10 protein-coding genes are annotated in these 13,323 nt (G+C 35.3%); 3 read left to right on the top strand and 7 right to left on the bottom strand.

Features of this window, described 5'->3' with window-relative positions; all coding sequences use genetic code 11:
- Nucleotides 1–282: 282 nt before the first annotated feature.
- From prfB to fakB1, 6 genes are all read right to left on the bottom strand, one after another.
- Nucleotides 283–1,387 (bottom strand): peptide chain release factor 2 gene (gene prfB, locus HMPREF1208_RS01240; RefSeq protein WP_126496224.1). Its coding sequence is split into 2 segments (ribosomal slippage): nt 283–1,314 and nt 1,316–1,387, totalling 1,104 coding nucleotides; the frame shifts between segments, so codons are not numbered across the junction.
- 29 nt (nt 1,388–1,416) lie between these two features.
- Complete coding sequence (gene secA, locus HMPREF1208_RS01235; protein WP_016424518.1) at nt 1,417–3,945, bottom strand: preprotein translocase subunit SecA; 2,529 nt, start codon at nt 3,943–3,945, stop codon at nt 1,417–1,419.
- Between the two features lie 279 nt (nt 3,946–4,224).
- A complete protein-coding gene (gene hpf, locus HMPREF1208_RS01230; RefSeq protein WP_016424517.1) occupies nt 4,225–4,785 on the bottom strand; it encodes a ribosome hibernation-promoting factor, HPF/YfiA family in 561 nt (186 codons plus the stop codon).
- Nucleotides 4,786–4,849: 64 nt separating this feature from the next.
- Nucleotides 4,850–5,521 carry a ComF family protein gene (locus tag HMPREF1208_RS01225; RefSeq protein ID WP_016424516.1) on the bottom strand — a complete coding sequence of 224 codons (672 nt, stop codon included), beginning with the start codon at nt 5,519–5,521 and terminating at the stop codon, nt 4,850–4,852.
- Nucleotides 5,518–6,807 carry a DEAD/DEAH box helicase family protein gene (locus HMPREF1208_RS01220; RefSeq protein WP_016424515.1) on the bottom strand — a complete coding sequence of 430 codons (1,290 nt, stop codon included), beginning with the start codon at nt 6,805–6,807 and terminating at the stop codon, nt 5,518–5,520. The genes HMPREF1208_RS01225 and HMPREF1208_RS01220 overlap by 4 nt, the downstream gene beginning before the upstream one ends.
- 249 nt (nt 6,808–7,056) lie before the next feature.
- A complete protein-coding gene (gene fakB1 / locus HMPREF1208_RS01215) occupies nt 7,057–7,941 on the bottom strand; it encodes a fatty acid kinase binding subunit FakB1 (RefSeq protein ID WP_016424514.1) in 885 nt (294 codons plus the stop codon).
- Nucleotides 7,942–8,499: 558 nt separating this feature from the next.
- Between fakB1 and HMPREF1208_RS01210 the strand changes: the two genes are divergently transcribed.
- Complete coding sequence (locus HMPREF1208_RS01210; protein WP_016424513.1) at nt 8,500–9,135, top strand: YigZ family protein; 636 nt, start codon at nt 8,500–8,502, stop codon at nt 9,133–9,135.
- A gap of 264 nt (nt 9,136–9,399) precedes the next feature.
- On the opposite strand, the gene HMPREF1208_RS01205 is transcribed toward HMPREF1208_RS01210, so the two are convergent.
- A complete protein-coding gene (locus HMPREF1208_RS01205) occupies nt 9,400–10,452 on the bottom strand; it encodes a glycosyltransferase family 4 protein (RefSeq protein WP_016424512.1) in 1,053 nt (350 codons plus the stop codon).
- A gap of 672 nt (nt 10,453–11,124) precedes the next feature.
- Between HMPREF1208_RS01205 and gdpS the strand changes: the two genes are divergently transcribed.
- Together gdpS and HMPREF1208_RS01195 are read left to right on the top strand one after the other, a co-directional pair.
- Complete coding sequence (gene gdpS, locus HMPREF1208_RS01200; protein WP_016424511.1) at nt 11,125–12,195, top strand: GGDEF domain-containing protein GdpS; 1,071 nt, start codon at nt 11,125–11,127, stop codon at nt 12,193–12,195.
- Between the two features lie 345 nt (nt 12,196–12,540).
- Nucleotides 12,541–13,302 (top strand): threonine/serine exporter family protein, encoded by a 762-nt coding sequence (locus tag HMPREF1208_RS01195; protein ID WP_016424510.1) that lies wholly within the window; start codon nt 12,541–12,543, stop codon nt 13,300–13,302.
- The last annotated feature ends 21 nt before the right edge of the window (nt 13,303–13,323 follow it).

Raw genomic sequence — 13,323 nt, 5'->3', positions numbered from 1 at the left:
TTTTGGCTTTTATTGTAGCTCATAAGAAGCCAAAATGGATTTTCGGTTTCGACTCTATGCCTCGGGAGTCTCGACTCGGTACGCAATCTATTAAGCAATTTCACTATTAAAAAGTGGCATTGCTTTTTTCTTTGGTCTTTTATACAGTCTAAAAATAATAAAAATGCGATTTTTGAAGTTATAAAGGTTCTTCATTTTTAATTTGAAAAACATGTATAAAAAAGGAACGAAGATGAATCCTAATATCATAGGGTTCATTTTTCGTTCCTATTTTGATACAACTTAATGCATGAGATGTCTTAAATAAGCCTCAATAAATGGACTAATATCGCCATCCATCACTGCATTGACATTGCCTGTTTCTTCATTTGTTCGATGATCTTTTACCATGGAATACGGATGGAATACATAGGATCTAATTTGGCTTCCCCATCCAATTTCTTTTTGTTCACCACGAATAGCCGCTAACTCTTGCTCTTTTTGTTCGAGCTCAAGTTGATAAAGCTTTGCTTTTAACATCTTCATCGCAGCTTCTCTGTTTTTAATTTGTGAACGCTCATTTTGGTTGTTCACCACAATACCAGTTGGATGGTGCGTAATACGAATGGCAGACTCTGTTTTATTAATATGTTGTCCGCCGGCACCAGAAGCACGGAAAGTATCAACGGAAATGTCATCAGGATTGATTTCAATTTCAATCTTTTCGTTGTTGAACTCAGGTATTACATCACAAGATGCGAAAGACGTATGACGTCGGCCAGAAGAATCAAAAGGTGAAATACGTACTAAACGATGAACACCTTTTTCAGCTTTCAAATAGCCATAAGCATTATGACCTTTCACAAGCATGGTAACACTTTTGACACCCGCCTCATCACCCGCTTGGTAGTCAACAATCTCCGTTTTAAATCCTTGTTGCTCGCAAAAACGCTGATACATACGTAACAACATATTGGTCCAATCTTGAGATTCTGTTCCACCTGCACCGGGGTGCAACTCTATAATTGCGTTATTCGCATCATGTTCACCATTAAGTAAGAGTTGCAATTCAAAATGATTAAGCTTCTCTTCAAAATCGATGACTTCAGCCTCTATATCTTGCTTGATATCTTCATCATATTCGTCTTGCAAGAGCTCAACGGTTGCTTCCATATTTTCAATCGTTTCTGCGACTTCATAATAATCTTGAACTACTGACTTTAACGCATTATTTTTATCGATGATTTCTTGAGCGCGGTTTTGATTGTCCCAAAAATGTGGGTCAGCCATCATTTCCTCATACTCTTGAATATTTGTCTCTTTGTTTTCTAAGTCAAAGAGACCCCCTAAGTTGTTCTAATTTCGAGGTATAGTCATCAATATTACGCTTAATCTCTGATAATTCCATATTTATCTCTCCTTCAAATGTTCAACAACTTATTTTCCATGGCAATTCTTATATTTTTTGCCACTACCACATGGACATTGCTCATTACGACCAATTTCTTGGTCCTTTACAAAAGGTTGGGGCTTAGCTTTCTCTTTGCCGTCCTCAGCTGAGACGTGCTTCCCCTCCAACTCCTTTGTTTTTTCACGCTCCACATCATCATCCACAGTAATTACTGATTTTAGGATATATTTACTTACATCTTCTTCAATGCTTTGCATCATGATATCAAATAACTCATGACCTTCATTTTGATAATCTCTTAAAGGATTTTGTTGACCATATGAACGTAAGTGAATCCCTTGTCTTAATTGATCCATCGTATCGATATGTGATGTCCAATGATCATCGATAGAACGAAGGAGAATCATACGTTCAAACTCTGGCATACGATCGCCTAATTGAGATTTTTGTCGCTCATAGGCAGCCTCGATTTTAGCCCAGATGACTTCATACATATCCTCTTGGTCTTTACCTTTAATTTCACTTTCTTTTAAGTCACCCTCATGTAAGAAAACGTCTTCGATATAATGAATAATAGGTTCATAATCCATTTTTTCTTCGTCTTCATTCACATAATAATTCAATGTTCGTTGCAACGTTGATTTCATCATTTGAATCACGAGCTCTGAACTTTCAACTTCATCAATAATGCGATTTCGCTCTTCATACATAATTTCACGTTGCTTACGTAAAACTTCATCATATTCTAAAATACGTTTACGTGCATCAAAGTTGTTACCTTCAACACGTTTTTGCGCAGATTCTACAGCACGAGAAACCATTCTAGATTCAATCGGCGTAGAGTCATCCATTCCCAATCGGTTCATCATCGCTTGCATTCGATCTGAACCGAAACGCACCATTAAATCATCTTGTAATGAAAGGTAGAAACGACTGTCCCCTTGGTCGCCTTGACGACCTGAACGACCACGTAATTGGTCATCAATACGGCGAGATTCATGTCGTTCTGTGCCAATAACAGCAAGTCCTCCGAGTTCTTCTACACCTTCGCCAAGTTTAATATCTGTACCACGACCGGCCATATTTGTTGCAATTGTTACTGATCCTCTTTGACCTGCACCCGCAACAATTTCAGCTTCTCTTTCATGGTTTTTAGCATTTAATACACTATGACGAATACCACGCTTTTTAAGCAAGTTAGAAATATATTCAGAAGTTTCAACCGCAACTGTCCCTAGTAAAACCGGTTGACCTTTACGGTGTTTTTCTATAACCTCTTCGACAACCGCATCGAATTTACCTTTTTGACTCACATAAATTAAATCGGACTTATCGTGACGTTGAACAGGTCGGTTGGTTGGGATTTGCGTTACTGTCATATTGTAAATATTACGGAATTCTTCTTCCTCTGTTTTAGCTGTCCCTGTCATACCAGCCAACTTGTTATACATTCTGAAATAGTTTTGGAATGTAATTGAGGCCATTGTTTTAGACTCATTTTGAATTTTTACGTTTTCTTTTGCTTCAATTGCTTGATGCAATCCTTCTGAAAAACGACGTCCAGGCATTGTACGACCTGTAAATTGGTCTACAATTAAAATTTCGCCGCCTGTCACCATATAGTCAACGTCGCGTTGCATTGTATAATGTGCACGTAACGCAAGGTTAATATGGTGAATAATATCAACGTGTTTGACATCATATAAATTCTCTATTTTGAACATACGCTCAGCTTTATCAATTCCTTGCTCAGTTAATTGAATCGCTTTTGTTTGTAAGTCGTAATTATAATCTTCTTCAGATTTAAGCATCTTCGCAAAAACATTGGCTTGCGTATAAAGTGACGTTGATTTTTCGGCTTCTCCAGAAATAATTAAAGGCGTACGTGCTTCATCAATTAAAATAGAGTCAACCTCATCAATAATTGCAAAATTGAGCGGACGCATAACACGGTCTTCTTTATAGTTCACCATGTTATCTCTTAAATAATCGAAACCAAGTTCGTTATTTGTACTGTACGTAATGTCTTTACTGTACGCTTCACGTTTGTCGATAGTGCTCAAACTGTTTAAGTTCAAGCCTACAGATAGACCTAAAAAGTTATACAGTTCAGCCATTTCTTCACTTTGTACACTAGATAAATATTCATTGACTGTAATGACATGCACACCGCGACCAGTGAGTGCATTTAAATACGTTGGCATTGTTGCAGTCAATGTTTTACCTTCACCTGTTCTCATTTCAGCGATGTCACCATTATGGATAGCAATCCCACCCATGATTTGAACTTTGTAAGGTGTCATATTGAATACACGTTTAGAGGCTTCACGGACGAGCGCAAATGCTTCAGGTAAAATGTCATCTAACTTATTATTTTGTTTTCTAATATCTTCAACTTTTTGTACTTCTTCTTGAAAAGCTTTCGTTTTCGCTTTCATTTCATCATCAGTTAATAGCGCCATTTGTTCTTCTAAGGCTATGACTTTATCTGCTAATTTACTTAAACGTTTGACTTCTCTTTTATTACCGTCAACCAGTTTAGTTAAAAAACCCATTTTGTTCGCTCCTTTAGCGTTAATACTGTGTCGCTTACAACAACTCATCATACCATTTTTGAGTATAAATTTATACTCAAATACTCAGTTACATTGCCGTCGTTATTTATCACACTACTATCATACGCGTATTTTACTAAAAAAGAAATCTATGGCAATGGTCTACCATAGATTTCTTAAATATCAATCCAATATGTCATGAACTCCATTCGCTATAATGATAGGCTCAAAAACGATGCCTAAGTGGTGAAATTCACGCTTTCTTACTCGACATATTGATTATTCAGTTTCAATTAAACCGTATTTTCCATCTTTACGACGATATACAATACTTGTACCATCTGTTTCTCGGTCATTGAATACGAAGAAATCATGTCCTAATAAGTTCATTTGTAAAACCGCTTCTTCTGAATCCATTGGTTTTAAACTAAATGTTTTTGAACGGATGATTTCGATATCAGAATCTGTAGCTTCGTTTTCAACTTCTGGTTCTGCACCTTCAACATCAACAAAAACGTCTTCTTCAAAACCACGATCTCTATTTTTACGGTTTACACGTGTTTTATATTTACGGACTTGACGTTCAAGTTTATTATTAATCAAATCGATTCCGGCATATAAATCATCGTGACGTTCTTCCGCACGAAGTGTAACATTCTTCAAAGGAATTGTCACTTCAATTTTAGTGCTAGAGTTTTGGTATGTTTTAACTTTAACATGAGCAGTTGCATTGGGTACATTAGTGAAATAACGTTCTAATTTACCAATCTTCTCCTCAATATAATTTCTGATAGCATCTGTGATTGTGAGGTTGTCTCCATGAATTTCAAAGTTAATCATAGTGCTCGCTCCTTTCAACCTCTTTTTAAAATATATTCCTTACTTATATTTTAACATGTTTACGCTATCTCGCAAACGTTAACATACTTAATTTTCTGACTTTTTGTTGTAATAATACATCTGCGGCACAATGCGCTGTATGCCCCGTTGTGTAAATATCATCAATAAGTAGAATAGACTTGTTTTCTAAACAAATCACACTTTCATCATGTTCAAAATAAATCGGATTCTGAACCTTAAATCGTTCGCTTGGCGTCAAAGTATATTGTTTCGGTCGTACGTTCATCTTTAAACAATCAACATAAGCGATTTTTTGAAAATCTAATATCGTCTTTACTGGATTAAAAGTACGTTTGATATCATTTTCTCGACTTGAGGGCATAGGAACAATGAAATCAATATCATGTGCTGGTATTTTAATATAATAAGCAAAAATCTCTGCTAGCGCCACATCTTGTAAAAATTTATATTGGTGAAAGAGCGTTTTAATAAAACCTTGATAATGAAAAATCGCGTTTATCCTTTCAAAGGGTTGCGTAGAAAGATTGAGGTGATCACAATTACGACAATATCCAGATGTATAGGCACCTAAACAATAAGGACATCGGCCCTCTTTATTAAAACGGCAAGCTTGGATAGCTTCGTCACAACTTATACATACAATTTTTGGCTTTAAAAAAAGCGATCGTATCCCCACCTCTTCATCATACGTTTTCATACAGTAATGGCATCTCACCCATCAATCCACCCTCTCTGCCTCGCGATTCGATTCATCATTTTGATTTCACGTCGTGCTGTAAACATCGCTGTTGTTCTTCCCTCATGGAAAAAACATACATCGCCTCCTGGGCTTTGCATTTTCCGCCCTACACGTCCAGCAATTTGAATTAATGCTGTTGCAGAAAATCGATGACTGTCAACCACCCAGACATCTAAGTCTGCCATTGTAAAGCCACGTTCTAATATCGTGGTTGTTAACATAATTGAATACGCTTTTTGTCGTAGGGCTTCAACTTTCTTTATGCGCGCACTATCTTCACTATGCACAAAGTGCAGTTGCTCTATTTGATGACGATACGTTTCAAAAAATTTTCGCATTTGTTGAATATCACTAAAGAATATCAGTGTGGTTCGTTGCTGTTTTTGTTGATGTTTCATTTGATTAAGAAGGTAAAGTTGAACTTTGGAAAAACGAACTTTAAAGTATTTAAAACGTGGGACGACAAGTGGCTTTTGATGAAAACGAGCAGGTAAAGTAATCGTATGTTCATTATCAAACTGTGCTTTTAATTTTTTAGGTGGCGTAGCTGTCATATAAATCAAACTTTTATGTGTTCTTGCGGCATTTTCAATTGTGCTCATTAAAGTCGTATCCATCGACAAAGGAAAAGCGTCTACTTCATCTACAAATATCACATGGAAATGATTTTTAAATCGATACAGCTGGTGTACAGTTGAAATTACAAAATGCGCATCATACTGCTGTTTGCTCGCTTGATGTAGCACATCAATCGCTTCGCTTTCAAATGATTGCTGAACACGATAACTGAGTTCAATCACAACATCTAGTCGCGGAGAAACGATTGCCACATTGTAGGCGGCGCGTCTTGCGCGTGCAATAGCTTCAAACATCATCTCTGTTTTCCCAGCACCTGTTACAGCATGAACTAATAAACTTTCGAAATTCATAACCGCTTGTACAATACGATCAGAAGCAAATTGTTGCTGTTCCGACAACTGGAAAGTGAGATGATACACACCTGTTGTACACTTCATTAAACTTTTCGTTATAAAGACCGTCGTTAAATTATCAATCCGCCCCATTTGAATACAGTGGCGACAATATACAACTGTGTTATCGTGGTACGGACTCTTGTAACGATAAAAATGTTCAGGCGCTGTTGTCGCACATCTCGCACAAAGCCATCCTTGTTTCGTTCGTTCAATGCCTTTCTTTTGTGTTTCGATATCTACTTCCCTACATAGCGCTACATCAGTAATTAGTTGTCCGTTAAGATACATTTAAGTGGCCCCTTTCACCTGTATACACGTTTATGTCCAATGAATTACTTTCTCGCTTTCAAAAATATTTGCACATTGTTTTATAACTTCATGCTATTCAAAAATCAATGACAGGCCGATGAATTTAAATAACTGGCAATGAAACATCTTTTATAAGCGGATTCGTCTTTAAACATCACAAAAAAATAAAGACATCTTAAAACCAACACTAAGCGTTTGGTTTTAAAATGCCTTATACTTTGAATAAGTTTATTCAACTTCTTCATCTGCTTCAGGTAAACGGATATCACGGTTCGTCACACCAATCCCAAATCCACCTAATCCTAAATGAGACGAAATCACAGGACCAAATTCAGAAAATGCAATGTTTTTCTCAGGGAAACGTTCGCGTAAACTTTGAAAAACATCACGTGATTCTTCTTTATTATTACCACCGATCACCATCACTGTCGCTGTATCGAATTGATCACCTAATTCAATTGCTTTTTGTTCGATTAATTTCAACGCTTTCTTTTTAGTACGGACTTTTTCATAAGGAACAATTAAGCCATCTTCAAATGTAAGCACGGGTTTCATTTTGAGTAAGTTTCCAATCCATGCTTGCGCCCCAGTAATTCGGCCACTTTTATGTAAATTTTTCAAATCATCTACAACTAAAAAAGCACCCGTATGATCTCTCATTTCAATCAAATCGGCTAATATTTCTTGTACATCTAAACCTTGAGCAATTAGATCTAACGCACGAATAACAAGTGCACCCTCTGGTAAACATGCAATTTTTGAATCGACTGGGTGAACGTTAATACCTTCAACCATATCAGCTGCTTGTAATGCTGTTTGATACGCACCACTAATACCACTTGAAAGATGAACCGTAATTACATCTGTATAGCCCTCATTTTTGTATGCTTCATAAGCATTTATCATCTCGCCAATTGCGGGTTGACTTGTCGTCGGAATTGTCGCTGATTTTTCTAATATATCATAAAATTCATCTGCAAAAATTGAAATATTTTCTTTATAATTCTCACCGTTTTCCAATGTAATACTCAATGGTACAACACGAATATTATATTTTTCTAAAACATGCTGAGGGATATAGCTTGTTGAATCAGTCATCACAGCTATCTTCATTTTTATTTCCTCCTCTAAAAGCTAAAACACAATCGTGTATTTTATTTGCAATCACTTTGATATGATTTAAGTGATATGAACGCTAATCGAAAAGATAGCGATAATTGTCAATGTGTGCTGTTCGGACTCGAATGTTGTCAAGTATGGCGATGCATATTTAAACGAAACCTACACACGCCTTTACACCTCCAGTTTAATTCAACCGAAAGACACAAATCCTTACAATATGTACTTGATACTTTCTTTTATATCAGATTTCTTATTATATTGCTATTGTTTTAACATACAACAATTTATAATTATATCAACAGTTTTCATAGGTTTCCAATAGGTATTGTGGATACAATCACTTCACGCACATCAATTATTATGCTTTAACAATACATGAAAGACGCTTGATTCATTCATGATAACTGCTAACGCGTACAAGAAAAATCATCACACATCGTGGTGTGACATCAAGCACAAAAAATGATTGCAACATTTGCCTAACCTTATATGAAGCTTATTAATATAGTATAATAGACAACGTAATTTGAACAATAAAGGGTGACATTTATGACAGATTCAGTCATTACAATAAAAGATGAGCATATCATAGAAAATGTAATTAATAAATCACGATTCATTGCACATATCAAACCTGTACAAGATGAATCAGAAGCAAAAGCATTTATAGAGGCCAAAAAGAAAGAACACCGTGAAGCCACACACAATTGCTCAGCATATACAATTGGGGATACCATGTTAATCCAAAAAGCAAATGACGATGGTGAACCTAGTGGTACTGCAGGAGTTCCTATGTTAGAAATGTTAAAAAAACTGGAGGTTCATAATGCAGCGGTCGTTGTTACACGTTATTTTGGAGGCATTAAATTAGGTACGGGCGGTCTGATTCGTGCATATGGTGGCGCAGTGAGAGATGTCATCCAAGATATTGGACGTGTTACTTTAAAGCCTGCAATTCCAACGCGACTGTCGATTGCATATGAACTGACAGGTAAGTTTGAGCACGAACTTCAAAGTACCAACTTCATATTAAGAGATACAAATTATACGGATCAAGTTACATATCATATTGATGTGTTAGAAGAAGATTACGATGCGTATATTCAATTTGTAAACCAACATACGCAAGGCAAGTTCACTATGGAAGAAGATCCTGTTAAACGTTTGCCTTTCGATATCGATTAACGAATGACTTCAAAAATCGATTCACCTTTTCATAACTTGTGAAAAATCATTGATGCATATATCCTCAATATTCTTTCATGAAAAGCAAATAAAAACGGGAATGGGCTATACACCCAATCCCGTTCTAACTTGTTGATGAACAAACGAACTTCGTTGAATTACGCTTTAAATTTTTAATATTTGCTTCGATAAAAGCACTTCATCTTCTTAATACTAAATCCATCCTTAAGATTCTGTCATCAAAATGAATTTGAAAAGACTACACTATTTTCTGCTCTCTTTTCGCTTTGAAATTAAGTTAAGTAGCGGTCGATAATCATCGTCAATTAATCCCGTAAACTCAACAATCAATTCAATTGTAACCACAATCAGAATAATCATTAAGAATACGCCCCATGGTTGTGATAAATATAAAATAATACTTACAACACTAAACATGAAAGCGATGGAATAAATGAGTATAACGGTTTGACGGTGTGTATAACCTAAGTCCAACAGTTTATGATGGAGGTGCGATTTATCTGCTTGCATAATATGTTGCCCTTTTTTCACTCGACGAATCATTGCAAATAAAGTATCAATGAATGGTACAGCTAAAATGACTATCGGGAAAAATAGGGATATAAATGTAATATTTTTAAAACCAAGTAATGATACAAAGCCAATAATAAAGCCAATCAATAACGCCCCGCTATCCCCTAAAAATATTTTTGCAGGGTGGAAATTGAATACGAGAAAACCGAGTAGTGAACCAATTAATACACTACAAATCATGATGATAAAGATATTACCTTGTAAGATGGCAATAAATGCAATCGTAGCTAATGCAATGACAGATACCCCTGCAGCTAGGCCGTCCAAACCATCAATAAGGTTAATGGCATTTGTAATGGCAACAATCCAAAAAATAGTAATCGGGATACCTAGCCACCCAAAATGAATTGTCGGTCCAATAGGCAAGGAAATAAAATCTATGGTCACCCCATAAGAGACAACTACAGTTGCTGCTAATATTTGACCTATTAACTTAATAATAGGTTTAAGGTCATATAAATCATCAATCAAACCCACTAAATAAATCACAACTGAACCTAGAAGTAACGGCTTAATCTCCCTTTCAATAGGTTCTCCAAGCCATATACCAATTAAAAATGAGAGTAAAATCGCCGATCCTCCCAGCATTGAAATAGGCTTAGTGTGGATCTTACGAAAATTAGGCTTATCAACAATATCCAATTTTTTAGAAACAGCGATAACGACCGGTATAATCATCAAACTGACTATCATTGAAACGCCAATGAGTATTAAAGTATACATCAGTTCACCTTCAATAAATGAAAATTTTCTTTATTAATATTCGACAAACAACAGCATATTTATAATGAGCTACCTTTAGAAAGTTTAACGTAAAGAATGAACTGTACTAAAACATAAATAAAAGTTAGAATGCTTTGTATAAGACAATCTAGAAGTTAGAACCAACATTCATCTTTTATAAACTTCAAACGGTAAATTGCGCACGCTTGTAAAGCGCATACGTCACCTTGTGCGCGATTGCGCTTTGAGCATGAATCAAATACTCATGCGGTTTATTTTAAAATAAAACTATTTGCATTAAAATCAATTTAAAAATGGTTTTACACGCTCAATCCTGTTATATATCCTACCATTCAAACGCTTCAAACACTTTATTATATTATCATATATTAACATGTAAATGCCTTTAATAACATTTATAGGAGCGAAAATTATTATTTTCTTTTTCATTATCATTGTATATTCTTTTACGATTATTCTCATTATCATTCAATGCATCATAATCGACAACTATTTGACACAATTGTGATATTTTAATTTTTTTAACTTATTATAAAAATACTAATACGACGTTTTATCATTTAAAATTCTGATTTTCTCTTATAAAAATGAATGACAAAATGTAACATTTCACTTACAATAACTAATGGTAAAGAAAAGGAGTCATAAATTATGATTGAAGCTATTATCTATAATATTTCAGTAACCATTGCTGGTATATATTTATTTCATCGTCTCCAATACGCAGAATCACACGATTTTAGATTTTCAAAAAGCTATATCACCGTATTGATGACAATTGTTGGACTATTATTAGCATTATATCCTGTACCTATAGAACATTATATGGTTCAGCTTTCTTTTGTTCCTTTACTATTTTTAGGACGCTATACAAATTCCTTTTACACATTTATTTCAGCCATGATTATTGCGCTTGTTGGCTATTTTGTATTATCTACATCTTTAACTTATGCTATAGCACTCATTATCATTGCAGGTGTTGTGAGCACTATCGGACCATTTTTAAAACAGAACCATGTCGTTGCAATTCAAATTTTGAATGTATTAAGTATCATTATTTTGACCGTTATTGCATTATTCATGCCATCGTATGATATTAAAGAAGTCATCTACTTAATACCACTTTCTGTGATTGCTACTTTAGTAACAGCGATTTTCTATGTTGATTTATTAAGATTTTTCTCTTTAATCGAACGTTACGAAAATGAAGAAACGGTGGATTATTTGACGGGATTAGGAAATGTTAAAGAATTTGACCGTCATCTCAACGAAGTCTCACGTATTGCAGATGATAATAACCAAAGTTTAGCTTTATTGCTGATAGACATTGATGGGTTCAAAGATGTCAATGATGCACATACACATCGTGCTGGAGATGCTGTTTTAAAACAAATGTCTCACTTATTCCAAAATTACGTGCCTAAAAAGACTAAAATTTTTCGTAATGGCGGTGAAGAATTTTCGATTGTCCTTCGTCATTATTCTTTAGATGAATGTGTGAAACTCGCCGAAAACATTCGAAAAGCAGTTGAAAAGTCTAATTTTCACCTTCCTGATAAAACGGTAATTAAACTTTCTGTATCGATTGGTGTTGGTTATTTAGATAGTGACGCACATAAATCTCATCGAAAAGTTTTTAAAGATGCAGATGACATGCTCCACGTTGCAAAAAATGAAGGCCGTAATAAAGTGATGTTTAATCCAATTATTAAATTACAATAAGCAAAATATTTTAGACACTTCGCGTAAGACATGTTCAATCACGCCAAGTGTCTTTTTTGATCTCTATATTTCTAGTCGCTTTATTTCAAATTAAAAAACAATTCTAGAACAATAACGCCTTGTTCAGAAACCTAAGCATATAGCGCATAAATGAATCTCCTTTTTTCTAATGTGTAATTATTTTAAGATGATTTTTTGTGTGACCCTATTATGAAAAATATTATTTATTCCCTATATATAAAGCTTTTGCTTATGATTTTTTGAAAACATGGGTATTATATATTGCAAGACCCTTTATTCCAATGTAGACTGACAATTGATTGTTATTAAAAAGGAGGCATAGTCATGGCAGAGGCATTAACGATTATAGATGAAGATAAAGTCATTGACGTTGTCTTACTTGCAGGCAAAGTCCTACTCGAAAGTGGTGCTGAAACGTACCGCGTTGAGGATACAATGGGCCGAATTGCTGCAAGCTATGGACTTGAAGATACATATGCTTTCGTCACATCTACAGCCATCATCTTTTCTTTAAATGATCGTACGAATACACGTCTTGTTCGTGTGCGTGAACGTACGACGGATTTAGAAAAAATTGCAATGGCTAATAATATCTCACGAAAAATCTCACGAAATGCTTTAACATTAGATGAAGCAAAATCGGAGTTAATTCATTTAGACCATGCTTCGTTACAGTATTCGTTTATTATTAAATTTATATCCGCTTCCATTGCATGTGGCTTCTTCTTATTCATGTTTGGCGGTGTCGCACATGATTTTATTTATGCAGTTATTGCAGGTGGCGCGGCATTTTTAACATTTGATTTAGTACAACGCTTTATACAGATTAAATTTTTCTCTGAATTTATAAGTGCAATGGTCGTGATTACGATTGCTGCCTTTTTTACTAAGATCGGCTGGGCAATCAATCAGGATATTATCACAATCGCTGGTGTTATGCCCCTTGTCCCAGGTATTTTAATTACGAATGCCATTCGTGACTTAATGGCGGGAGAACTGCTTGCCGGAATGTCTCGAGGTGTCGAAGCGGCATTGACCTCTTTTGCAATCGGTGCAGGCGTCGCGATTGTTTTACTCATATTTTAAGAAAGGTGTGGGAAGCATTGA

The organism is Staphylococcus sp. HGB0015 (assembly GCF_000411275.1).
Classification (GTDB): domain Bacteria; phylum Bacillota; class Bacilli; order Staphylococcales; family Staphylococcaceae; genus Staphylococcus; species Staphylococcus schleiferi.
Note: the sequence above shows the minus strand (reverse complement) of the source record. Positions and strands in the feature narration are given on the sequence as shown.